This is a genomic window from Pseudomonas glycinae, from assembly GCF_001594225.2.
GTDB lineage: Bacteria > Pseudomonadota > Gammaproteobacteria > Pseudomonadales > Pseudomonadaceae > Aquipseudomonas > Aquipseudomonas glycinae.
Window position 1 is genome coordinate 4,309,972 of the sequence record NZ_CP014205.2, and the last position, 25,212, is coordinate 4,335,183.

General features: G+C 61.2%; 15 protein-coding genes, 1 rRNA gene, 1 pseudogene and 1 other annotated feature. Of the genes and pseudogenes, 7 read left to right on the forward strand and 10 right to left on the reverse strand.

The window, feature by feature from the left end:
- Nucleotides 1–125 precede the first annotated feature (125 nt).
- On the forward strand, nt 126–1,073 hold the full coding sequence (locus AWU82_RS19640) for a LysR family transcriptional regulator (protein ID WP_064382631.1): 948 nt from the start codon (nt 126–128) through the stop codon (nt 1,071–1,073).
- Here the strand turns inward: AWU82_RS19640 and yfiB are convergent.
- The 8 genes and pseudogenes from yfiB to AWU82_RS19680 all read right to left on the reverse strand — a co-directional run.
- Complete coding sequence (gene yfiB / locus AWU82_RS19645) at nt 1,070–1,570, reverse strand: outer membrane lipoprotein YfiB (RefSeq protein WP_176243896.1); 501 nt, start codon at nt 1,568–1,570, stop codon at nt 1,070–1,072. The genes AWU82_RS19640 and yfiB overlap by 4 nt on opposite strands.
- Complete coding sequence (gene dgcN / locus AWU82_RS19650; RefSeq protein WP_064382632.1) at nt 1,570–2,838, reverse strand: diguanylate cyclase DgcN/YfiN; 1,269 nt, start codon at nt 2,836–2,838, stop codon at nt 1,570–1,572. The genes yfiB and dgcN overlap by 1 nt, the downstream gene beginning before the upstream one ends.
- Nucleotides 2,835–3,410, reverse strand: coding sequence for a regulatory sequestration protein YfiR (gene yfiR, locus AWU82_RS19655; protein ID WP_064382633.1), 576 nt, complete (start codon nt 3,408–3,410; stop codon nt 2,835–2,837). Before yfiR ends, dgcN begins: the two co-directional genes overlap by 4 nt.
- A gap of 119 nt (nt 3,411–3,529) precedes the next feature.
- Entirely contained in the window at nt 3,530–5,638 is a 2,109-nt protein-coding gene (gene recD, locus AWU82_RS19660) for an exodeoxyribonuclease V subunit alpha (protein ID WP_064382634.1), read from the reverse strand.
- Nucleotides 5,635–9,324 (reverse strand): exodeoxyribonuclease V subunit beta, encoded by a 3,690-nt coding sequence (recB, locus tag AWU82_RS19665; RefSeq protein ID WP_064382635.1) that lies wholly within the window; start codon nt 9,322–9,324, stop codon nt 5,635–5,637. The genes recD and recB overlap by 4 nt, the downstream gene beginning before the upstream one ends.
- Nucleotides 9,321–12,773, reverse strand: a complete 3,453-nt coding sequence (gene recC / locus AWU82_RS19670; RefSeq protein WP_064382636.1) for an exodeoxyribonuclease V subunit gamma — start codon at nt 12,771–12,773, stop codon at nt 9,321–9,323. The genes recB and recC overlap by 4 nt, the downstream gene beginning before the upstream one ends.
- Before the next feature lie 154 nt (nt 12,774–12,927).
- Nucleotides 12,928–13,043 (reverse strand): 5S ribosomal RNA (rrf, locus tag AWU82_RS19675).
- A 169-nt stretch (nt 13,044–13,212) separates the two neighbouring features.
- Nucleotides 13,213–13,469 (reverse strand) — a sequence feature (23S ribosomal RNA rRNA prediction is too short).
- Nucleotides 13,470–13,531: 62 nt separating this feature from the next.
- Nucleotides 13,532–14,593: pseudogene (locus AWU82_RS19680) on the reverse strand (retention module-containing protein); the annotation flags it as partial.
- A 531-nt stretch (nt 14,594–15,124) separates the two neighbouring features.
- On the opposite strand from AWU82_RS19680, the gene AWU82_RS19685 reads away from it, so the two are divergent.
- The 3 genes from AWU82_RS19685 (at nt 15,125) to AWU82_RS19695 (ending at nt 20,230) form a co-directional block, all read left to right on the forward strand.
- Nucleotides 15,125–16,483, forward strand: coding sequence for a TolC family outer membrane protein (locus AWU82_RS19685; protein WP_064383226.1), 1,359 nt, complete (start codon nt 15,125–15,127; stop codon nt 16,481–16,483).
- A 215-nt stretch (nt 16,484–16,698) separates the two neighbouring features.
- Nucleotides 16,699–18,858 carry a type I secretion system permease/ATPase gene (locus tag AWU82_RS19690; RefSeq protein WP_064383224.1) on the forward strand — a complete coding sequence of 720 codons (2,160 nt, stop codon included), beginning with the start codon at nt 16,699–16,701 and terminating at the stop codon, nt 18,856–18,858.
- 10 nt (nt 18,859–18,868) lie between these two features.
- A complete protein-coding gene (locus AWU82_RS19695; protein WP_011332984.1) occupies nt 18,869–20,230 on the forward strand; it encodes an HlyD family type I secretion periplasmic adaptor subunit in 1,362 nt (453 codons plus the stop codon).
- Nucleotides 20,231–20,382: 152 nt separating this feature from the next.
- On the opposite strand, the gene AWU82_RS19700 is transcribed toward AWU82_RS19695, so the two are convergent.
- Nucleotides 20,383–20,976, reverse strand: a complete 594-nt coding sequence (locus tag AWU82_RS19700; protein WP_064383222.1) for a tRNA-uridine aminocarboxypropyltransferase — start codon at nt 20,974–20,976, stop codon at nt 20,383–20,385.
- Between the two features lie 5 nt (nt 20,977–20,981).
- Nucleotides 20,982–21,875, reverse strand: coding sequence for a LysR family transcriptional regulator (locus AWU82_RS19705; protein ID WP_039772530.1), 894 nt, complete (start codon nt 21,873–21,875; stop codon nt 20,982–20,984).
- Nucleotides 21,876–22,189: 314 nt separating this feature from the next.
- On the opposite strand from AWU82_RS19705, the gene speB reads away from it, so the two are divergent.
- The 3 genes from speB to AWU82_RS19720 are packed head-to-tail and all read left to right on the forward strand — an operon-like array spanning nt 22,190 to nt 25,140.
- Nucleotides 22,190–23,140, forward strand: coding sequence for an agmatinase (gene speB / locus AWU82_RS19710; RefSeq protein WP_007956591.1), 951 nt, complete (start codon nt 22,190–22,192; stop codon nt 23,138–23,140).
- Nucleotides 23,141–23,150: 10 nt separating this feature from the next.
- A complete protein-coding gene (locus AWU82_RS19715) occupies nt 23,151–23,573 on the forward strand; it encodes a YybH family protein (RefSeq protein WP_064383221.1) in 423 nt (140 codons plus the stop codon).
- Between the two features lie 55 nt (nt 23,574–23,628).
- Nucleotides 23,629–25,140 (forward strand): purine-cytosine permease family protein, encoded by a 1,512-nt coding sequence (locus AWU82_RS19720; protein ID WP_064383219.1) that lies wholly within the window; start codon nt 23,629–23,631, stop codon nt 25,138–25,140.
- Nucleotides 25,141–25,212 lie beyond the last annotated feature (72 nt).

Consider the following 25,212-nt stretch of genomic DNA (forward strand, 5'->3'; position numbering starts at 1 on the left):
TCTTAGGAGCCAAGGCGAAAGGTTCGCCTTGAGATGAGGCGTGTGTCACGAATTGGTTGTCGGACTGTTTTTGGAGTATAGATGTGCAAACTTCTAATAAGAACGCACATATAAGCCGGTCCATCATGCAAAAAAACATCACGTCTTTAGGCTCGCTGAACTGGGACGACCTCAAGTTTTTCCTCGAAGTCGCCCGTACCCGCAAGGCCAGCACCGCGGCCAAACGCCTGGCGGTGGACTACACCACCGTGTCGCGACGGATCAGTTCGCTGGAATCGGCGCTCGGCACCTTGCTGTTCGAAAAGTCCCGCACCAGCGGTTTCGTGCTGACTGCCGAAGGCCAGCGCCTGCTGAGTTATGCCGAGTCGATCGAAAGCACACTGCACATGGCTTGCGAGCAGGTATCGGGCTCCGGCGTCGCGCTGTCCGGGCATGTGCGGATGGGCTGCACCGAAGGTTTCGGCAGCTTCTTCATCACCCCGCAACTGAGCCACTTCGTCGACGCCTACCCGGCGATTTCGGTAGATATCCTGCCGCTGCCACACTTCATCAGCCTGTCCAAACGCGAGGCCGATATCGTCATCGCCCTCGAACGCCCGGAACACGGTCCGTACGTGTGCTGCAAACTCTGCGACTACCGCTTGCAGCTCTACGCGACCCAGGAATACCTGGACAAGCACCCGCCGATCCGCCGCCCCGCCGACCTGGGCAAGCATCAATTCATCAGTTACGTGGATGACTTGGCGTTCAGCTCGGAGTTGCTGTATCTGGCGAACGTGTTGCCCGGCGCCAGCGCCAATTTGCGCAGCACCAGCGTGATCGCACAATTCGTCGCGGCGCAGCAGGGGCGCTCATTGGCGATTCTGCCGTGCTTTCTCGCGGCCCAGGATCCGCGCCTGTTGCCGGTGTTGCCGGAGGAAATCGATATCACCCGGCAGTTCTGGATGTACTGCCGGGAGGATCTGCGCAAGTTGAAGCGGATCACCCTGTTGTGGGATTACATCCGCGAAGTGACCGAGCGCAATCAGGGTCTGTTGATGGGCGAGACCCGAGAGATGCAGTTCGCCGATTAATCGGCGCTGACCACAATCGACACCCGGCGGTTTTCGGTACGGCCGGCGGCGGTGTCGTTGGAGGCGACCGGTTCGCGGCTGCCGAGGCCCTGCAGCTGAATGTTCTCTTGTTTCATGCCGACCGAGGTCAGCACGTTGCCGACGCTTTTCGCGCGGCGCAGTGACAGCTGCTCGTTGTAGGTCTCCTTGCCCGAAGCGTCGGTGTGGCCATCGACGCGCACGCGCTCGATGCCGACACCCAGCAACGCCTTGCCGATACGCTCAACGATTTCGGTACTTTGCTGGTTCAGGCTTTCGACATCGCTGCCAAACAATACTTTGCCCGACAGGCCAAACTCCCAGCCGTCATCGGTCAGCTCGAAGCCTTGCTGCTTGAGGACCGCGACCTGGGCCGGCGTCAGGCCTTTTTGCGGGGCGGTCTGGCAACCGGTCAGGGCCAGCATGGCCGTCAGCAACAGGGTGGAAAACAGTCGAAAGGAAAGTGAGAACACGGGCATCAGCTCCTGGTTTGAACGGAATCGACCGGGTACTCCGTCCCGGCCGTGAATTGGGCGCCGCGCGACAAACGCTTGGCTTGATACATAGCGGCATCGGCCGCATCGAGCAAGGTGCCGGGCGTGACGCCATGATCGGGGTAAACCGCGATGCCGATACTGAGCGACGTCACGACACTGCTGTCGCCCGGCAGCGCAATCGGGGTGTCCATGCTGGCGAGGATCTTGTCGGCAATCCGTTCGGCGTCTTCGGTCTTGTGCAAGGGCGTGAGCAGAACGGCGAACTCGTCACCGCCCAGACGCGCCACCAGATCCTCTTCACGCAACTGCGCCCGCACTCGATTCGCCACCGCTACCAGCACGGCATCGCCAGCGGCATGGCCGAAGCTGTCGTTGATGTCCTTGAATCGGTCGCTGTCGAGAAACAGCACCGCCACTTGCTCATTCAACTTGTGGGCATTGCGCAGAGCACGAATCAGACGGCCTTCGAAAAAGGCCCGGTTCGGCAGTCCGGTGAGACTGTCATGGCTGGCCTGATGAGCGAGGGTTTCGTTCTCGCTTTGCAAATGGGTTTGCCAGGATTCGAGTTCGTCGAGCAGGGCATTGAAGTCGGTGCCGAGGTTGTCCAGCTCGGCAATTTTCGCCCGTGGTACCCGTCGATCCAGTGCCCGCTCGCTGCGTGCCGCATGCGCCACCGCCGCCAGGCTGTGCAACGGACCTATGATCCTGCGCAACTGACGCTGCGCCAGGTACAGCGCGACCCAGGCACTGATCGCCGTACAGAGAATGATCCCCGCCAGACCGCTCAACAGAAAGCGCATCAGGCTGCCACCGTGGCCGATCAGCAAGATGCGCCCGATCTCGCGATCCTGATGCTGGATCGGCAGATTGATGGGTTTTTCCAGAATGACCCGCGCGACCTGCATCTCCAGTTCGGAAAACAGGCCGTTCTCCGGACGCTGCCAGCGCGCGAGCAACTGGCCCTGAGCGTTCAACACCTGCGCATCGGCCACTTCTTCGGTTGAGGCGATCAACGCCAGCGATTCGGTCGCGGCAGCCTTGTCATTGAACACCACGGCGGCTTCAACCGTGTAACTGATCGAGCGGGCAATCAAGTGCAGGTTGTGATCGGCATAGACCCGCAGCGCCAGCACCCCGAGCAGCGTCAGCGACACACTGGCCATTGCCACGGCGACCAGCGCCACAATCAGGTTGCCACGGCCGATGACCGAGCCCAGGGTCGGGCGCCCTGTGGATTTGTCGCGTCTCATGGCACCGCCGGCTTGCGCCGCGACAACTGCAGCACGCTGGGGTGAATGCGCACACCGCTGCGGGCGACGGAGTCCAGATTGACCTCGAACGACACTTGTTCATCGCCGACCCGCAGGCAGAACAGGCTGCCCACCGTGCATTGATCACCGCCTTCGCTGATGCTCAGCACCGGATGGCCGATCAGGGACGCGAACAGCCGGCTGCGTTCGTCTGTGGTGAGTTTGCCGATATAGACCGCGTCGCACTCGCTGACGATGGCTGGATTGTCGGCCAACAGTCGGCGCACGATGACCGGACGGCCCGTGGCCTGCGTCGTGCCCTTGACCAGGTCATCGGTGTATTCGGTCGGGCCGACGATACACAAGCGTAACTGCGCCGGCTCTACCGGCCAGCGCGCGTAACTGAGGATACCGAGAACAACCTGGGTGACGGATTTGGCCCGCTGTTCGGCCATCCCCGCAGGGGCTGGAGTCTGGGCAGCGGCCAAACCCGTGAGCAAACAGAGTACAACGGCAAGCAATGCCTGCTTGCAGCCAACTACGCGCTCTATCGCCCAGACAGCCACCTTCATGCAGGGATTCTCTTGGATCGTTACGAAATGATGCCGCAACGATAGCACAGCGTTGGAAAGCCAGCGATACAGCGACCTCTGACCGGTTGGTCAGTTAACGGTGGCAATCGAACGCGCCTTCATCCTCGAGGCAGCGCCCCCTCCTCCAGCTCCAGCATCAGTCCGCTCAAGCGCTTCACCTTGCGTTGTACTGCCTCTTCAAATACGCCACTGCGCGGTTCGATCAAAGTGAACCAGTCCTTGGCCCGGGTAATTCCGGTGTAGATCAGTTCCTTGGTCAACACGGGGTTCAGGGCGTCCGGCAGGATCAGCGCGGTATGGGCAAACTCCGAGCCCTGTGACTTGTGCACGGTCATGGCGTACACGGTTTCGACATCGTTGAGTCGGCTCGGCAGCACGAAGCGCACCCCGCCGCGGCCGTCGTTACGCGGGAACGCCACCCGCAACACCGACCTGTCGGCATCCGGGCCATCGAGCTCGGGCAATCTCAGGGCGATACCGATGTCACCGTTCATCAGCCCGAGGCCATAGTCGTTTCGGGTCATCAGCACCGGCCGACCTTCGTACCACTGCTGGTCGCTCTCGATCAGCCGCGCCTTGAGCAATGCATCGGTGATGCGCTGATTCAAGCCCTCTACGCCCCACGGCCCTTTGCGTACTGCGCACAACAACTGGAAGGTATCGAAGGCCCGCAAGACGTCACGCGCCCAGTCGACCCAGTCCGAATGCTCGAGCGGGGTTCCGCTCGCCGGACGTCGATCGCGCAAGACGCTCAGATAATGTCGATAACCGTGTGGGCCTTCGCCGTGTCCATCCAGCACCAGGTGCTCAAGTTTCCGGTCGTGCTCGTTCTGAAGCGGCAACGAAAACACATCGCCATGAGTGTTGCCGTCCAGCAACTGGCGAGCTTCATCAGGGAGCTGCCGATTCACTCGTCGCGCCAGTTGACCGATGCCGCTGCCCTCGCCGAAACGCCGCGAGTGACGCAACATCACCACCTGCTGGGCCAGCGGGTGCGACCCATCAGTGCCTTCGCGCAAGCCACTATCCCGCAGGGATTCGCCGCTCACCGCTTCCAGCCACTGGCGAGTCTGCGGGCTGTACCAACCCTCCTCGGCATCACGGCACAAATCTCCCAGTACCGCGCCGGCCTCCACCGAGGCCAATTGATCCTTGTCGCCCAGCAGCACCAACCTGGCATGAGGCGGCAGCGCATCAAGCAAGTTGGTCATCATTTCCAGGTCGATCATGGAGGCTTCATCGACCACCAGTACGTCCAGGGGCAAGCGGTTACCGGCATGGTGGCGAAAGTGTCGGGTACCGGGACGGCTGCCGAGCAGGCGATGCACCGTGGTCACCTCGGTCGGGATTTTTTCCCGGACGCTGTCAGCGACCCTCAGCGATTGCACCTGCTGACTGATGGACTCGGTCAGCCGCGCCGCCGCTTTACCGGTAGGCGCCGCGAGCCGAATGCGCAATGGCTGATGCGCCTCGACCGCAGGTGCCTGAAGCAACGCCAGCAGACGTACCACCGTTGTCGTTTTGCCAGTGCCCGGGCCGCCCGTGATGATGCTGAAGGCACTTCGGGTGGCCAGGGCGCAGGCCAGTTTCTGCCAGTCGATGACATCCGCACGCATCGCCGGATCGAACAGCTCGTCCAGCCGCCGAGCAAGATCGGACGGTGTTGCTTCCTGCTCTGCGAGCCGCTGACGCAATGCGCTGTCGATACGCCGCTCGTAGGCCCAATAGCGTCGCAAGTACAAACGCTTGCCGGATAACACCAGCGGACGCTCCCGAGCCGACGCACCTTCGTCGGCGGCCAGTGCAACCAGCGAACTGTCGGCCAGCACCTTGCACCAATGTACTCCGTCGAGGGTTTCAAGCAGTTGCGATGGCAGCAGCAACACGCCGGGTTGTGCATCCCCCTCCGGCGGCAGGGACAAAGCGAAATCCGGCGCCTTGAGGGTTTCGAACAGATCCAGGCACACATGACCATGGCCGAGCTGGTGACTGGTCAATGCGGCGGCTAGCAACACCAGCGGATCGACATCGGGTGCCAACTCATGAAGAAAGGCCACGAATGCCTTGTCCAGTGCCCGCAACCAGCCACGCTCGACCCATTGGGTCAGCAACAGCAACAGATCATCGGCACGGGTCAGAGGTGTCAGCTGAGCAAGGCTGTCGGCGGTCAGCGGCGTTGGCAGCAGGTCGGCGAATGTCCGGTTCATAGCAGTTCTCCCTGTTCCCACGCGGGCTCGGCCTTGGGTTGCGGTTTGCCCTGGAACATGAGATCCAGACGTTCGATCAGCTCCCTTGGTGGCCTCGCGAAGTAAACGCCGCCTCCAGGGGACCGTGTCCCGCGCAGGAACAGATACAACGCGCCACCGATATGCCGGTCGTAGTCGTAATCGGCAAGCCGCGCCTTGAGCTGACGATGCAGTGCCAACAGGTACAGCACGTATTGCAGGTCGTAACGGTTTTCGAGGATCGATTGCTCCATGGCCCGTTCGGTGTACGCCGCGTCATCGACACCCAGCCAGTTGGATTTGTAATCGGCCACGTAATAACGACCCTCGTGTTCGAACGTCAGGTCGATAAAGCCTTTGAACATGCCGTTGAGTTGCACCGCTTCTGCGCCAACCCGAGCAACGCCGTTGTGGGTGAACTGACGCACCTGTTCGTCAAGCTTGAGGACGTCGACTTTGTGGCTGGCGAACCAGAACTCCATCTCGACCCGATACTGCTTCAATTGCTCGAGAACGACCGGCGGTTGATCATGCCCTGCAGGCAGCGGCAGTTTGAGCAAGTGTTGCAACCAGTCGCCGAGGGTGGTGATCCAGCCTTCCCAGCCCCGACGGTTGCAGCGTCGGGCAATCGCATCATTCAACGACTCGCGGGTGACCGCGAAACCCTCCTCCCCTGCCCACTCCAGCAAACCGTGAAGAAACGTTCCCGGATTCGGTCCGCGGGGGAAGCGGTGAATATCGGCCCCGCCAGTGATGATCTCGCGCTGTGCCTCGGGATCGAGGCGTTCGTCGTCGAACAGTTTTTGCGCTTGCGGACTGTCAGGAGCTTCGTCATTGCCGACGCTCAGCACGTCACTGATGCGCAAGGCGCTGTACGATGCGATCCACCAGTTTTCGCTGGCCCTGCGGCTCGGCAATAGTGTGGCGCGTAGCTTGGCCTCGTTACGCGGGGGCTTGTACACCTCGCTGGTAGCCTCCGGCATTTCAACAACGCTCAGCGCCGAGCAATCCTGTTGCAGATCGTCCAGCCAGCGGGCCAATCCGCTGGACTCATTCAACGTTGCGCCACCGCCCAACAGATAGCCCAGCGCAGAAAGATGCAGCACCGAGCTGCTGTGGTTGCCGCGCTTGAGATCCGTGACTCCGAGCCAGCACGCGTGTTGTGCGCGGGTCAGCGCGACGTAGAGCAAACGCAGATCCTCCGCCAGGCGCTCGTTGTCCGCCAGGGCGATCAATTCGGCGTCGGGTTTCAGACTGATGCGGGCCTTGCCGGACTCATCGTGGTAATGCAGCGGCAATCGACTGCCATCCACGGGTTTGGCCGAGCAGATGAAAGGCAGGAACACCAACGGGTATTCAAGTCCCTTGGACTTGTGAATGGTCACGACCTTGACCAGTTGTTCGTCGCTTTCAAGACGCAGGATCTGCTCTTCGCCTGCCTGCCCGGAGAGCGCCAGATGCTCGGCCAGATGACGGATCAGTGCCTGCTCGCCATCGAGTTCCGACGCGGCCTGTTGCAACAACTCCGACAGGTGCAACAGGTTGGTCAGCACCCGCTCGCCATCACTGCGGGCAATGAGCATCTGCGGCAGTTGAAAGTCGTGCAGCAGGCGCCGCAACATCGGCAACACCCCTTGCTTGCGCCAGAGCTCACGATAACCGCGGAACTGCATGACCCGGGTTTCCCAGACCCGTTCGTCCTGATTCAGACGCTCCAGCTCAGCCAGTGGCAGATTCAGTGTGATGCACGCCAGCGCCGCTTTCAGGGAGCGTTCGACATCCGGCTCGGCGCACGCCTTGAGCCACGACAGCAGATCATGGGCTTCCTGAGCGGCAAAGACCGAGTCCTTGTCCGACAGATAAACGCTGCGGACTCCGCGCACTGCGAGCTCACCGCGTACCGCCTGCGCCTCTTTACCATCGCGCACCAGGATCGCAATGTCCGCTGGCCGCAGCCCACGCCAATCCTTGCCCTCCTGCGCAAACCCGGCGCGACCGGTCTGTCCGCCATTGAGCAGGGAGGTGATCTGACTGGCACAGGCGGCCGCCAACTGCTGGCGGTAAACCGCCCCGGACAGTGGTTTGTCGGTGGATAAATGCCAGATGTTCAGCGCCGGCACATCCAGCCCGGAGACCTGCAAATGTTCTTTGCGCCCCTGAGCCTCCACAGGCTGGAACGGCACAGGGTTATCGCCGTTTTTCTCTCGGAACAGAAACGCTCCGCGTCCTTGCTCACGGGATTCTGCACGCTCGAACACATGGTTGACCGCACAGACCATCCCGTGACTGGAACGGAAGTTGGTGCCCAGGGTATGCAGGCGCCCGGTTGTGGCCTGCCGGGCTCGCAGATAGGTGTAGATGTCCGCGCCACGGAAGGCATAGATCGCCTGCTTGGGGTCGCCAATCAGGAACAGCCCGGTCTCGGGGTTATCTTCTTCAATGCGATAGATGCTTTCGAAGATCCGGTACTGCACCGGGTCCGTGTCCTGGAACTCATCGATCAGTGCGACCGGGAACTGCTCGCGGATGAGCGTGGCGAGCCGTTCCCCACCGTCGGATTGCAGGGCCGCATCAAGACGCAACAGCATGTCGTCGAAACCCATTTCGGCTCGACGGCGCTTCTCGTCTTCAAAGCGGGCACCGACCCATTTGGCAGCATGCTGCAGCACGGCCGCATCGGGCGTCGGCAAATTGTCGAGGCTCGACTTGAGCACAGGCATGGCATCCAGGCCCGGGTGACTCGGCGGCTCGCCTTTCCAGGCTTCAGCCATGCCGTCCGGCGTGAGCCGGGCGAACCCGGTGCCGATATCCAGTTGTTCGAGCGACTCGTCCTCGGCCCAGGCCTTGAGCTTTTCGAACCAGGGTTCGAAATAGCGGGCCTGCATCTTGCGCCCGTCCACGGTTTTGTTGGCGACGCCCTGATGGCAGATGGCGAGCAACTCATCGGCCCACTGCCGCCATGGTCGCTTCAAGTCCACCAACGCCGCACGACGTTCCTTCAGGCACTCTTCGATCAGTTCGGATGGCGTATTGTCTGAATCCCCCTCGCGCTCGGTGCCAAACAGCCCACGCACACGCGGCAACAAGGCCGCCGGACCTCCCCAGTGACTGCGAACCCAGCTCAATGCATCGCCCTGCATCGGATAGCAGAACAGCCGCCAATAATCGCGCAGCACTTCGCCGAGCAAGTCGCTGTGATCGGTTTCAAGGGTCTGGGTAAACAGACTGCCGCTGTCGAACGCATGCTCGCGCAGCATTCGCTGACACCAACTGTGGATTGTCGAGACCGCAGCTTCATCCATCCATTGCGCGGCGATGTCCAGGCGGTTGGCACAACCGGGCCATTGTTGCGGATCGAACTGTGCACGCAGTTCATTGATCAACGCATCAGGGGGAGGCGTCTCGTCGCGGAAGAAACGGGCGGCTTCGGCCAAACGCGTACGGATGCGTTCGCGCAGCTCTTTGGTGGCCGCGTCGGTGAAGGTCACCACGAGAATTTGCGGGGGCAACAGCTCACGACCGAAACCACTCGCCTCGCCTCCGTGGCCAAGGATCAACCGCAAATACAACGCCGAAATGGTAAACGTCTTGCCAGTGCCTGCACTGGCTTCAATCAGTTGGCTGCCCTTTAACGGGAATGCCAGGGCGAGTGGCGGCTGGTTACTCATGCGCCTGCCTCCTCGTGGGTCCATGAGCGCCACGGTGCCTCAAGCAAAGGGCGATACAGTGCATCACACCAACCGGAGAAGGTTTCATCCGCCTGCAGTGCATCGAAGTCGGCGAATTGTCGGGACAGAGCCGGGCTTTCACGCCGCTCGCCTTCGCTGGTCTGACCATCGCCTTCATAGGCTTTGCGGGCAGCCGCTTCAGCCTTGACCGGATCGGTCTGAGCCAGCCATGCAAAAGCCGTTTTTACCGCGACCGGAAGTGGCTGGCGCATACCCGTCTGCCAGGCGAGCAGCAGATCCTCGAGAATTCGGCCCGCCCGGGGCTGTTCCAGAGGTTCAAGCAGGAGCGTGTCATCACTGGCCACCAGTGCTGTCGTCAGGGAAAGACCACTGGCGCACGCGACAAGATGGCTGACCCAGGGCTTGGTCAGGCGATGCCATTTGCGGCTCTTGATCGAGCCTATGCTGTTGGGGATTGTTGTGACCGACAGTACGCCGCCATCGGCGCGCCGGTGCAAACCTCCCAACCATCCTTCAAGGCGCAGTTCCTGCCATTCGAAATTGATCGGTAGGGCGTTGGTCAGGGGTGTTGGCCATAACGCCAACAGCTGTTGATGTCGTTGCAACAAGTCTGGCAAAGGCTCGATCAGCTCTCGTTGAAGGCATTCACCGAACCCGGCCATGGGCAAAAGTCCGCTGTTCTGCAGGCGTCGGGCTTGAGACTCGAGTGCCTGATCAACATTATCCGGGTGTCTCAAGGCTGCTCCGAGCAAGCTGTCGCTGAGCACGTATCGCTGCAACGCATCCAGTACAAAGGGTTCCTCGTCAGCCTGAGGTACCTGCGCCGCTTCGAAGTAAACCTTGAGTCGCTGAGTGAAAAAGTGTCGGACCGGATTGCGCAGGAAGTCCTGTAGCAGTTCCAGACTCAACGGTTCCTCCTGGACATGGGGGGCAAGCATTGTTGCGACGTCATTCTGTTCGTGATGTTGATGCAGCACCTGCCATTCGCTGGCGTAGCTGAACAGCTTGTCTTCCTCATGGAAGTAGCGCGAACTGAATGGCTGCAACGGATGCTCCTGAGTCATCGCAATCAGGAGATCTTCGTTGTCGTCGACCGATCGCCATCCATTGGCGAGATGATCGCGCAACTGGCCGATCAACACAGAGGCGGGCCGCTCACTGTTGTCGCGAATGCTGCGGCCGACCCAGCTGATGTAGAGCTGATGACGGGCGGACAAAAGCGCTTCAAGCAGAAGATAGCGATCATCCTCCCGACGGGAGCGATCTCCCGGCCGGTAGTCGCTGCCCATGAGGTCGAAGTCCAGCGGCGGTTGAGCACGTGGATAATCGCCATCGTTCATGCCCAGCAGGCAAACCAGCCTGAACGGGATCGCGCGCATCGGCATCAGCGTGCAAAAGTTCACGGCTCCCGCCAGGAAACGCTGCGACAGGCGACCCTGATCCAGTCCCGCCAACCAGGCCTCACGGACTACGGTCAGTGGCAACTCGTCCAACAGACCGACGGCTTCGCAGGTTTCCAGCCAGGTTTCCCGTAGCTCTTCGAGTTGAGCGAGCAAGTAGTCGTCATGCTCATTTTCGGGTTTGAAAAACAGCAGCATCAGGGCCTGAAGCCGATCCCCCCACTCCCATGGTTGCGCGGGCGTCATCAGTTGCTGATGCGAAAGTTCCAGTGCATCCAGCAACGCTACCAATGGGCCGATCAGCGCGGCATCGAGACCACCGATTTCGTCGTACGGCTCGATATCCCCACAGGCCCCGGAACTGCCGACGGCATAACCGAGCAGCATCCGGCGCAAGCCAAAGCGCCAACTGTTTTGCTCCAGTTCGTCGGGCAATCCCAGCTCGGCCCGTTGCCCGGCATCGATTCCCCAACGCACGCCAGCACCTTCAATCCAGCGATGCAGGGTCGGCAAGTCTCGCTCCTGCACACCAAATCTGGCGCGTAACGCAGGAACGTCGAGCAGGTCGAGGATCTCACTGACGGGAAAACGACTGTCAGGCAGCTTGAGCAGATGCTCGACAGCGATCAGCAATGGATCCCGTCCGCGCTGGCCCTGATCGGCCATGGTGAAGGGAATGAAGCGTGGGTCATGACGATCAAGCTGCCCAAATACGGCGCGAATATGCGGCGCATAACTATCGATGTCAGGCACCATCACGATCACGTCGCGCGGGCGTAATTGAGGGTTGGCACTGAAACGGGCCAGCAACTGGTCGTGGAGAATCTCAACCTCGCGCTGGGCGCTATGGGCGATATGAAAGCGGATCGAATCGTCTTGAGTGAGATCGACTGCCGGCCAGAGCGCACGAGTCTCGCTGAGCGGCCGCAGTTCCAGAATGTCGTCCTGTAACTGATTGAGCATGTTCTTCGGCTGGTGTTCGCTGAACAGATCAATACGCCCATTGCGAAATGCTGCGCGATAGCTGTCCGGCTCGTCGTAACTGTCGAGAAGGTTGATGTAATCACGACCTTGCTTACCCCATGCAGCGAGGAGCGGGTGAGCATGTTGGTGGAGTGATTCCGAGTCCAGCACCACAGGCATGCCGTTTTTGCGGGCTTGTCGCTTGTACTGATGACGTAGTAGATCCTTGTCGGCAACGATATCGGCCCAGTGATAACGACAGGGGTTATGGACGCACAACAAAACCTGGCTGAAACGGGAAAGCCCGGCCAACGCTTCAAGTACTTGTGCGGGCAACGAGGAAATTCCAAAAACGATTACTCGCTGGGGAAGTCCGTTCGGTGCGCTTTCAAGACTGTTGATGCGTTCCATGAATCGCTGATGCACGCCTGCCCGGCTTTGGGCCATGCCTTGCTCGCCCACGTCGTCCAGCAGAGCGCGCCACAATTCTGCCTGCCAGCAACTGGTCGGTGAGAGCGGCTTCGCTTCACCTCTTACATTGCGGAGTTGATGATGCCCCTCTGCCCAGTCCTCAAGCCAATCAGCGCGGTAAACCTGGTATTGGTCGAAGAGGTCTGCCAGACGCTCGGATAACTGGTAGCGTTTGCGTAGATCGGTGTCATGGGTGAGGAAGCGTTGTAGCGGTTCGAAATGCGGACGGTTGATTACCTGTGGCAACAAGCGCATCAGGCGCCATGTCAACGGTGCCTTGTCGAGCAACGACTTTGCCGGAATTTCTTCTCGCCCCAGCACCATCCGGTAAAGCTGCCACATGAAACTGCCCGGCAGTTGCACATCAATAGCAGCGGCGATACCACAGCCGCCTGAATCTTCTGCTTCAGGATCTTCAGCCAGGGCCAGCTTGAGCCATTGAGCGATACCGTTACTCTGCACGAGCGCAATTTCATTCTCCAAGGGTGCCAGCGGATAGCGCCGCATGATGCTGATCACAAGGCTGCGCAGTTCATCCAGGCTGTTGCTCTGAACGACCATGAATGCAGCGTTGAGGGACTGGGTGTCCGGCATGAAGGCTTCCTTGGAAAAGTACAAAAGCTAGGGCTGAACCTTAGCATTGTCGGCCGGCGAGGACAGCCGCAAGACGGCTGAGAATGCTGTAAGAACTTTCCTGCGGGCAAAACAAAACCCCAATTGCTTTCGCAATTGGGGTTTCGGAATTTAATCTTGACGATGACCTACTCTCACATGGGGAAACCCCACACTACCATCGGCGATGCATCGTTTCACTTCTGAGTTCGGGATGGGATCAGGTGGTTCCAACGCTCTATGGTCGTCAAGAAATTCGGGTACTGACTCGCGACCAGATGGCCTCGCTTCAGCAAATTGGGTATGGGATAGTTTTCGGTGTCTTGTGAGCATCGAACTTTCGGTTCATTGCGTCTTCACACACCGCAATCTGGTCTCTTTCGAGTCTACAGATTGCTTGGGTGTTATATGGTCAAGCCTCACGGGCAATTAGTATTGGTTAGCTCAACGCCTCACAGCGCTTACACACCCAACCTATCAACGTCGTAGTCTTCGACGGCCCTTCAGGGAACTCAAGGTTCCAGTGAGATCTCATCTTGAGGCAAGTTTCCCGCTTAGATGCTTTCAGCGGTTATCTTGCCCGAACATAGCTACCCGGCAATGCCACTTTCTTTTTTAGCAGCGGCGGCTGGCCAGCGAACAGAGAACCCTCAGCGAACAGCTGCGGCAGAAGACTCAGGAGCTGGCGGAGTTTCGCTCGTAATAACTTCGCATAGCATACATTATACGAAGTTATACGAGTCGTTGGTCAGGACGTTGCCGGTCAGCGTCAGCTGGGTCTCTGAGGCCGTGCCATTGTTGTCATCAAACGCTTTCGGCACGTCGTCGGTGATGTTGACGTCCAGCGTGCCGGTGGCCGTGTCGCCATTGCTGTCGCCGGCGATCACGGTGAATTGTTCGCTGAGGTTGTTGGCGCCGTCGCCCGCTGCGTGGGTCTCGTTGCCGTTGAGGGTGTAGCTGTAACTGACCGTGCCGGTGGCCGGGTTGTAGCCGGTAATGGTCAGAGTGTTGCCCAGTTGCGTGGTGATCGATTGCGGGAAACCGATCGGCACGCCGCCGACGATCACGTTGATACCGCCAATGCTCAGGCTGCTCAGACCGTCCGGCGCCGACACCGTGAAGCTGCCGGTCTGGGTCAGCGCGCCCGGATTGGCAGCGGAACCGTCGGGCAGATTGGCTTCGTTGAGATTCAATTCGCCACCGGCAACAGACAGCCCGGTGAGTGTGACCGGATTGTTGACTGGGGGTGGAGGCGGAACAATCGGTGCGGCCTGGCCGTCACCGTTGTCGATCACGGCGTTATGCCGCTCTTCGGGAAACTCGGGAATGCCGTTGAAGCCGGCGGTGGGGAAACCAATGACCGGATCGACCCGGCCCGCCACTTCTGTCAACAACACGAAACTGTGACCGCCACCCAGCGCGCCCGGCGCACCACCGGTGGCTCCGGGGCCGGCCGCGGTCGCTTCGGCGGATTGGGTCGGGTCATCGCCGGCGGCAATGGCTTTCTGGATCTGTTCGACGTCGGTCAGTTGCGACTCGCTCGGGGTCACCGCTTCCGGTGCATTGACATGTGCCGCCTGATCGGCGAGCAACTGGCCGGTCATGGTCAGGCTGCTGTCGCGACCGAGGGTCAGTTCCTGGCCATTTTGCAGATGGACGGCAACCGCCCCCTCCGCCCCGGTGATCAATTGATCCCCTGCAAACAGCCGATCGCCTTCGACCAATGGGCGCCGACTGCCGTCTGCCGATTGAGCGAAAACCTGACCAATGACTTTAGTGACGATCCCGATGAGCGTTGCCATGTGCATTCCTCCGCTGCCGACCACCGTCGGCGCTGGTTCGCGAAGCAGCCCATGGCTCAAGCGGGTTGTCGGGGCGACGCTCGCACCTCGACAGTTCGTTTCGCAGGTTGCGCAAATCCAGAAACGCCAGCGCCATCAAGCACTTGGAATCTCTGTTCGATGCAGCAGGCCCACTAACGCTACGTAACGGTGGTGAATCACCCGAGTGACAAAAAACTGTCGCTCATCAGCCGCTACGCGTCCCTCCCCTTTAGCAGTACTTCGCCGTATGTCGCAAAGTGAGTGGAACTTTCCTCAAGCCTTTCTGTGCTCCCTAAAGCGCATAAAACAAAGGCTTTCGAGTGGAACAATGTGCTGGATTTGGCGAAGCGCATAAGTTTTTTTTGGCATAACCCTTATGAAAATTTTTTCTTAACTACGCTTCAGGATGTTCTTAGCTCTGTTGTTACAGGCATGAAACGCTTTTTACTAAAAATATCGTCAATAAATTGGCGACAGCGAAACACCATCAGGACTCAGGGAGATGCACCCATGCGCGTACTAACCCCCCTCTGCAGCGCGGTTTTGCTGGCCATGGCTTGCACTTCTCAAGCCCAGGCCATGAACCTCACCGAGGCGATTCAGAGCACCATTGCCACCCACCCCGAACTGGCCTCGCGCGTGGATGCGCGCCTGTCGGCTGATGAACAGGTGAAGGTCGCCAAGGGCGGCTTCTATCCGTCGGTGGACCTGAACGCTGCTTACGGGCGCGGCTACAGCGACAACACCAACACCCGGGCCTTCGGTAACCATCACACCGAAATCCTCAATTACACCCAGTCCGAACTGCGGCTGCGGCAGATGCTGTTCGACGGTTTCAACACCGCCAACGAAGTCGAGCGCACCAAGGGCGTCTCCAACTCACGCGCCTATTACGCCCAAGGCACCGCCCAGGACCTGGCGCTGCGCACCATCGAGGTCTACCTCGAAGTGCTCAAGCGTCGCGAACTGGTGACCCTGGCCAAGAACAACCTGCAGGCGCACTTGCGGGTCAACGACCAGATCGGCCTGCGCACCGAGCGCGGCGTGGGCAGCACCGCCGACTCCGATCAATCGGTCGCCCGTAAGGCGCTGGCCCAGAACAACCTCGACACCGCCGAAGTCGATCTGGCCGACGCCGAATCCAACTTCTACAGCGTGGTCGGACGCATGCCCGATGAGCTGGAAACGCCGGCTTCGACCCGCGGCGAGTTGCCCGCCACGCTACCCGAAGCCCAGCAGAGCATGGTCGAGAACAACCCGTACCTGAAATCCGCCCAGGCCGACGTGCAATCGGCCGAGAGCCAGTATGAAGTTGCCAAGTCGCCGTTCTATCCACGCTTCGACGCAGAAGCGGCGGTCGGCGCCAACAACAACGTGCAGGGCGACGAGGGCCACGACAACGAATGGCGGGTCGGCGTGGTGATGAACTACAACCTGTTCCGTGGCGGCAGCGACAAGGCTCGACTGGCCTCCGACGCGCACCAGATCAACCAGGCGATGGACATCCGCAACAACGCCCTGCGTCAGCTCAACGAGAACATTCACCTGGCGTGGAACGCCATGCTCAACGCCAAGAAGCAAACCCCGACCGCCCGCGAATACGCCGAAACCACCAAGCGTGTACGCGCCGCGTATCAGGATCAGTTCGGCCTCGGTCAGCGCACCCTGCTGGACGTGCTCGACAGTGAAAACGAGCTGTACAACGCCAACCGTCGCTACACCGAAATCCGCTACACCGAGGAATACTCGATGTACCGCGTGCTGGCGAACATGGGCCAGTTGTTGAGCAAGCAGCGCGTGGTGCTGCCGGCCGATGCGATTGCCGCGACCGAGGTGAAAAACGAAGCACGCTTGCCTGAACTGAAATAACCACGCTGCCGAAGGCTGTGTTTTTGATCGTTCCCACGTCGAGGCGTCGAACCGTCCGCGTGGGAATGCAGCCCGTGACGCTCCGCGTCACTGGACGCGGAGCGTCCCTAGAGGCATTCCCACGCAGAGCGTGGGAACGATCAGTACGGTTGAACGCCTCGCAGTAACAAAGGGTTGATGTGGATAGCCGAGCCAGCTCAACGGGAGCGATCAATATGACCAGCATGCAACCCGGTAACACCGGGATCGATCCGCGGCTGAGCTTCGATGACCCGTTGCTCGACGGTCTGTTGATCCTCTGCAAGCTCCATGGCGCGACAGTCAGTCGCGCCAGCCTGAGCGCCGGGCTGCCCCTGGACAAACAACGCCTGAGCCTGGACCTGCTGCCCCGCGCCGCAGCCCGGGCCGGGTTGCAGGCGCGCTTGCTGCGCCGGGAACTCAAGGACATTTCACCGCTGAACCTGCCGGTGCTGTTGCTGCTGGGCAACGGGCGCACGGCAGTGCTGCGGCGTTTTAGCGAAGATGGCAAGGCGCTGATCCTGCCCAGCGAAGCCGACGGCGGCGAGCAATGGGTCAGCCGTGAAGAACTCACCGAACACTATAGCGGCCAGGCTTTGTTCGCCCGGCCCCGGCATGAACTGGAAGACCTGCGCTCGCCATTGGTGCCACGGGTGCAGGCGTGGTTTCGCGACACCCTGAAGCTGTCGAAATGGCTGTACAGCGATGCGATTCTTGCCAGTTTCCTGATCAACCTGCTGGGCCTGATGGTGCCGCTGTTCGTCATGCAGACCTACGACCGCGTGGTGCCGAACCAGGCCACCTCAACGTTGTGGGTGCTGTCGATCGGGCTGCTGATCGGCACCGGGTTCGAACTGGTGCTGCGGGTGGTGCGCGCGCACTTGCTGGACACCGCCGGCAAGAAGACCGACGTGATCCTTTCCGCCACTTTATTCGAGCGCATCACCGGCATGGCGATGAAGGCCCGGCCAGCGACCATCGGCGGCTTTGCCCAGAGCATTCACGACTTTCAGGGTCTGCGCGAATTCCTCACCGCCGTCACCCTGACCAGCCTGATCGATCTGCCCTTCGTGGTGTTGATGCTGGTGGTGATCGGCCTGCTCGGTGGCTGGCTGGTGGTGATTCCGCTGCTGGCGTTTCCGATCACGATCGTGTTCGCGATGATCATTCAAGCCCGCCTGCGCGACACCGTGCAGAAAAGCCTGAGCCTCGGCGCCGAGCGTCAGGCGTTGCTGATCGAAACCCTCGGCGGACTGGAAACCCTCAAGGCGTGCAGCGCCGAAAGCGAGCGCCAGCACAAATGGGAAAGCACCCACGGCGCCCTCACCCGCCTCGACAGCCACGCCCGTAATCTCTCCGCGCTGGCCACCAACGGCACGCTGTTCATCCAGCAGTTTTCGGGGATGGCGACGATTGTGGCCGGGGTCTACAGCATCATCGCCGGCAATCTCAGCGTCGGCGCACTGGTGGCGACTTACATGCTCGGCAGCCGCGTGCTCGCGCCGCTAGGCCAGATCGCCGGGCTGATCACCCGCTACCAGCAAGCGCAACTGACCATGAAAAGCACCGACGCGCTGATGTCCCTGCCTCAGGAACGCGACGGCAAACAGCGGCCGCTGGAGCGCACGCAACTGCAAGGCGCGCTGGACGCCAACGCCGTGACCTTCCACTACAACGGCCAGAACACCCCGGCCTTGAGCAACGTCAGTTTCAGCGTCAAACCCGGCGAACGGATCGGCATCATCGGCCGCAGCGGCTCGGGCAAAAGCACCCTGGCGCGGCTGGTGATGGGCTTCTACGAACCGGAAGAAGGCCAGTTGCTGCTCGATGGCCTCGACCTGCGGCAGCTGGATGTCGCCGACCTGCGCCAGCAGATCGGTTACGTCGCCCATGACCTGCCGCTGCTGGCCGGCAGCCTGCGCGACAACCTGACCCTCGGCGCGCGCTACATCAGCGATTCGCGGATGCTCGAAGTGGCCGAACTGACCGGCGTTACCGAGCTTGCACGGCAGCACCCGCAAGGCTTCGACCGGCCGGTTGGCGAGCGCGGGCAATTGCTCTCCGGCGGCCAGCGCCAGGCGGTGTTACTGGCGCGGGCGCTGCTGCTAGACCCGCCGATCATGCTGCTCGACGAACCCACCAGCGCCATGGACAACAGCAGCGAAGACGTCCTGCGCCAGAAGCTGCACGGCTGGGTGCAAGGCAAAACCTTGCTGCTGGTCACCCACCGCACCTCGATGCTGAGCCTGGTGGACCGGTTGCTGGTGCTGGACAACGGCCGGATCGTCGCCGACGGTCCGAAAGAAGCGGTCATCGATGCGTTGCGCAAGGGCCGGGTCGGCTCGGCAGCGGTCTAGGAGTTGCCCCATGTCTGCTTCTTCCTCTTCAAAACCCCGCGGTTATTTCGACAGCTTCGGTAAAAGCGCCGAAGCCGAATTCATGCCGGAAACCGCCGGCGCCTCGTTGCAGGATTCGCCACGCTGGTCGCGCATCACCGTGTGGCTGGCGGCGGCGCTGCTGATCAGTGCGCTGGTCTGGGCCAAGTTCGCGGTGCTGCAGGAAGTGACCATGGGCGAAGGCAAGGCCATTCCGTCGAGCAAGGTCCAGGTGATCCAGAACCTTGAGGGCGGGATTGTCACCGAGATCTTCGTGCGCGAAGGGCAGATGGTCGACAAGGGCGACAAACTGCTGCGCCTGGACGACACGCGGTTTCTGTCGAACAAGGGTGAGAGCGAGGCCGATCGTTATGCCTTGACCGCGCAGGTCGAACGCTTGTCCGCCGAAGCCGAAGGCCGGCCATTCAAGCTCTCGGACGAAGTGATCGCCAAGGCGCCGCAAGTGGCCGAGGACGAGCGTTCGCTGTACGAGCAACGGCAGCGGCGGCTGGCCAGCGAACAGAGAACCCTCAGCGAACAGCTGCGGCAGAAGACTCAGGAGCTGGCGGAGTTTCGCTCGAAACAGGGTCAGTACAGCTCAAGCCTGGCGTTGGTGAATCAGGAAATGAACATGTCCGAACCGCTGGTCAAGACTGGCGCCGTGTCGCCGGTGGAGATCCTGCGGCTCAAGCGCAGTGCGGTGGAAATCCGCGGTTCCCTGAACGCCACGACCCTGGCCATTCCCCGCGCCGAATCGGCCATCGCCGAGATCCGCAGCAAGATCGACGAATCGGAACAGACTTTCCGCTCCGAAGCGGCCAAGGAGCTCAACGAGAAACGTACCGACCTGTCGAAAATCACTGCTTCGAGCATCGCCATCGACGACCGCGTCAGCCGTACCACGGTGACCTCGCCGGTGCATGGGGTGATCAAGCAAATGAAGGTCAACACCATCGGCGGCGTGGTGCAGCCGGGCAGCGACATGGTGGAAATCGTGCCGCTGGAAGACAACCTGCTGATCGAAGCCAAAGTCCGGCCGCAGGACGTGGCGTTCCTGCACCCGGGCCAGAAAGCCATGGTCAAGTTCAGCGCCTACGACTACACGATCTACGGCGGGCTCAGCGCCAAGCTTGAGCTGATCGGCGCCGACACCATCACCGACGACAAGGGCAACAGCTTCTACCTGATCCAGGTGCGTACCGACAAAAACCATTTGGGCGGGGATGTGAAACCGCTGTTGATCATTCCGGGGATGGTGGCGACGGTGGACATTATTACCGGGGAGAAAAGCGTGCTGGATTACCTGCTCAAACCGGTGCTCAAGGCCCGGACCGAGGCGATGCGCGAGCGCTAGTGATTGATCGCTCTCACGTTGATCGTTCCCACGCTCTGCGTGGGAATGCATCCAGTGACGCTCTGCGTCACCGTCGCGAAGGGACTCGGAGCGTCCCGGGCGGCATTCCCACGCGGAGCGTGGGAACGATCAGGCGATCAGTACCCGTCCGATCAGCCTCCGTGATTCTTCTGGAAAGTCGCCTCCCCCATCGCTGCAATCTGCCCCTCGATCAGCGCCTCGAACGGCTTGAGCAGCGGCTCGAACGACGCCGGCGCTTCCAGCGTCTGCAACGCCTGAACAATCGCCTCGATGGTCGACAGCGCCCCCGGCCCCGGTGCCTTGCGCAGCCGATACCGTGAAACTCCGCCCTCGGCCAGCGTCACCCGTGGCAACGCCGCCAGCAAGGGATTGAGGTGCAACATCTTGCGCGCCTTGCGCCACGTGCCGTCCGGCACCACCAGCAACAGCGGTTCATCGGACGCGGCGTAAGCCTGCATCGGTTGCGCATTGTCCGCCGGAAACAACAACCGTGCCCGATAGCCCGGTCGGTTCAGCAGCGCGGGCAAATCCTCGAAAACCTCACCGACGATCAGCTCGGCATTGTTCAAACCGAGCGCCGCCAGCCGTGCGGTGTTGAGTGCGTGATTGACCTCGCTCGGGTGCTGCAACAGCAACACCCGGGTGCGGCTGTCGAGGCTGGGGATCAGCGGGCACAGGCAATGGGTTTGTGGGCGCAGGCAGCGCGGGCATTGGGGTCTGGACATGTTCTTTATGCCTGATTGAGCTGCGCTTTGAGCAGATCGCGGAAAGTCTGGATCAGCGGCTCGCGGCTGCGGCCACGGCGCATGATCATGGAAAACGGTGCCTGATAGCCGAAGGTGGCCGGCAGCAGCACCCGCAAATCGCCCTTGTCGGCCCAGGCCTGGGCGTAGTGCTCCGGCAGGTAACCGATGTAGGCGCCGGACAACACCAGAATCAGCTGCGCTTCCATACTTTCCACGGTCGCGGCGCTGTGTTTGAAGCCGTGGCGCGCCAGTTCGGCCTGGCTCCAGTAACCGCGCCCGACCATCCGTTGCTGGGTAATGACCTGTTCGGGAATCCGCCGTTCGTTGAACAGCGGGTGCCGGTTGCTGCAATACAGCCAGTGCTGCTCGCGGTACAGCGGCATGTACACCAGACCGCTCATGCGCGTGGAGAATGCACCGATGGCCAGGTCGAGACGATTGTCCTGCACACCGAGTTGCAGTTCATACGGGCTCATCACCGACAGATGCAAATGCACCGCCGGGTGTTCCTGGCTGTAGGCGCCGATGGCTTCGGCGAACGGCAGGGCCTTGTCGCTGACCGTCGAGTCGATCACCCCGAGGTTCAGCGTGCCGCGCAGTTCGCCCTTGAGCGCAGCGGCGTATTGCTCGAAACCTTCGAGCTCGGCGAGCAGGCGCAGAGTTTCCTGATGGAACAGTTCGCCCTTGCTGGTCAGGCTGAAACCACCGCGCCCGCGATGGCACAGCACCAGACCGAGCGCGGCTTCGAGCTGGCTCATGTAGGTGCTGATCGCCGAGGTCGACAGGTTGAGTTCCTGCTGCGCGTTGGCAAACCCCTGATGACGCACGACGCTGACGAAGATGCGCAACAGTTTCAGGTCGGGTAAAGCGTTGGCCATGTCTACTCCAAGGATCGTTCTCCATAGATCGTTCCCACGCTCTGCGTGGGAATGCATCCCGTGACGCTCCGCGTCACAGCCGTGAAGCGGACGCAGAGCGTCCTGGGCGGCATTCCCACGCGGAGCGTGGGAACGATCAGTGACGAGCGCACGGGGGAAGTCTGGCATTAGTTTAGAAATTTCTGAACTAAGTATTTGCCCGTAGCGATTCTTCCGCCCCACTACATTTCGCAGAATCGGCCCACAGCGGTGCCCGTGACCTTGCGAATGCGGTGCGCCGACATAAATAAAACAAAGACGATGAGGCCCTACCCGTGGACAAGATTCTTCACCAACCACTGGGCGGCAACGAAATGCCGCGCTTCGGCGGCATCGCCACCATGCTCCGACTCCCCCATGTACCGACCGCTGCCGGCCTGGACGCTGCCTTCGTTGGCGTGCCGCTGGACATCGGTACTTCGCTGCGCCCCGGCACCCGCTTCGGGCCGCGCGACATCCGCACCGAATCGGTGATGATCCGCCCTTACAACATGGCCACCGGCGCAGCGCCGTTCGACTCGCTGTCGGTTGCCGACATCGGTGACGTGGCGATCAACACCTTCAACCTGCTCGACGCCGTGCGCATCATCGAAGAGGCCTACGACAACATCCTCGAGCACAACGTGATCCCGATGACCCTGGGTGGCGACCACACCATCACCCTGCCGATCCTGCGTGCGATCCACAAAAAGCACGGCAAGGTCGGTCTGGTGCACATCGATGCCCACGCTGACGTCAACGATCACATGTTCGGCGAGAAGATCGCCCACGGTACGACCTTCCGTCGTGCGGTCGAAGAAGGTCTTCTGGACTGCGACCGCGTGGTGCAGATCGGTCTGCGGGCGCAGGGCTACACCGCTGACGACTTCAACTGGAGCCGCGATCAGGGCTTCCGCGTGGTGCAGGCCGAAGAGTGCTGGCACAAGTCGCTGGAACCGCTGATGGCCGAAGTGCGCGAGAAAGTCGGTGGCGGCCCGGTGTACCTGAGCTTCGACATCGACGGCATCGACCCGGCCTGGGCGCCTGGCACCGGCACCCCGGAAATCGGTGGTCTGACGACCATTCAGGCGATTGAAATCGTTCGCGGCTGTCAGGGCCTCGACCTGATCGGCTGCGATCTGGTAGAAGTCTCGCCCGCTTATGACACCACCGGCAACACCTCGCTGCTGGCCGCCAACCTGCTGTACGAAATGCTCTGCGTACTGCCGGGCGTGGTCCACCGCTGAGGCTCGGGTCATGAACGAACGTGATCAGGTTCTGAAAGCGGCCGCCGATCTGGTGTCCGCCTTCGCCCGCAACGATCGCGAAGCCTACTTCGGCGCGTTCAGCGCCGATGCGAGCTTCGTGTTCTACACCCTCGAACAGCCCCTGCTGTCGCGCGATGCCTATCAGGCGTTGTGGGACAACTGGCGCGCCGAGGATGGCTTCGAGGTGCTGTCCTGCACTTCGAGCAACGCCTTCGTCAGCCTGCAGGGTGACGTGGCGATTTTCATCCATGACGTGGCCACCGAGCTGCGCATGCAAGGGGAGCAACACTTCAGCCAGGAGCGCGAGACGATTGTTTTCAAGAAACAAGCGTCGAGCCTAGAACAACAAGGCCATTGGCTGGCCTGCCACGAACATTTGTCCGCAATGCCGGAAGGGCTGCCATCCCCTTAGCCAAGACAGGTGACGCTCACGCACGATGAGCGCGCCTTTATGATCGGAGCAGATCATGAATAACAACAACAACGACCAAAGCCTTACGCAGATTGAAACCCACGGGGTCGAACAGATCCCGGACAACGAACGCACCGCCGGTCCCGTGGACTTGTTCCGCATGATCTTTGGCGGCGCGAATACCTTTGCCACCGCCGTGCTCGGCAGTTTCCCGGTGCTGTTCGGCCTGTCCTTTCAGGCGGGCGTCTGGGCGATTGTCTCGGGCGTGCTGCTTGGCTCGCTGATCCTCGCACCGATGGGCCTGTTCGGTCCGCTCAACGGCACCAACAATGCCGTGTCGTCCGGTGCGCACTTCGGCGTGCACGGGCGGATCGTCGGTTCGTTCCTGTCACTGCTGACCGCCATCGCCTTCTTCTCGCTCTCGGTGTGGAGTTCGGGAGATGCGCTGATCGGTGGTGCGAAACGCCTGATCGGCCTGCCGGAAACCGACCTGACCCTGGGCCTGGCCTACGGTCTGTTCGCGATTCTGGTGCTGACCGTGTGCATCTACGGCTTCCGCTTCCTGCTGTGGGTGAACAAGGTCGCGGTGTGGAGCGCGAGCCTGCTGTTCCTGCTGGGCATCTTCGCCTTCGCCGGTCCTTTCGATTCGCACTACGCCGGTACCGTCAGCCTCGGCCAGCCGGGCTTCTGGGCCGCGTTCATCGGCGCCGCGCTGGTGGCCATGAGCAATCCGATTTCCTTCGGCGCGTTCCTCGGCGACTGGGCCCGCTACATCCCGCGTGAAACCTCGCGCAAGCGGATCATGGCGGCGGTGATTTTCTCGCAGATCGCTACCTTCATCCCGTTCCTGTTCGGCCTGACCACCGCCACCATCGTGGCGATCCAGGCGCCGGACTACATCGCGGCCAACAATTACGTCGGCGGTCTGCTGGCGGTGTCGCCGAGCTGGTTCTTCCTGCCGGTGTGCCTGATTGCGGTGATCGGCGGCATGTCCACCGGCACCACGTCGCTGTATGGCACCGGGCTGGACATGTCCAGCGTGTTCCCGCGTCTGCTGTCGCGAGTCAAGGCGACGTTGCTGATCGGCGTGCTGTCGATTGCCTTCATCTTCATCGGGCGCTTTGCGGCGAACCTGGTGCAGAGCGTGTCGACCTTCGCGGTGCTGATCATCACCTGCACCACCCCGTGGATGGTGATCATGATCATCGGCCTGGTGGTACGTCGCGGCTTCTACTGCCCGGACGACCTGCAAGTGTTCACGCGCGGCGAGCAAGGCGGACGCTACTGGTTCAGCCACGGCTGGAACTGGCGTGGCCTGGGCGCGTGGATCCCGAGCGCGGCGGTCGGCCTGTGCTTCGTCAACCTGCCGGGGCAGTTTGTCGGCCCGCTCGGTGAACTGGCCGGCGGCATCGACATCAGCCTGCTGGTGACCCTCGGTCTGGCCTCGGTGATGTACCTGATGCTGCTGAGCCTGTTCCCGGAACCGGCGCTGGTCTACGGCCCGAAGGATCCCCGCAGCAAAGGCGCGCATGCGCCGGCTGAAGCGGCGCTGCGTCAGGCTGCCTGATCAACCCTGTGGGAGCGGGCTTGCTCCCACAAGGGCAGCCTCATAGAACCAATTTTGTTTCACCATAAAAAA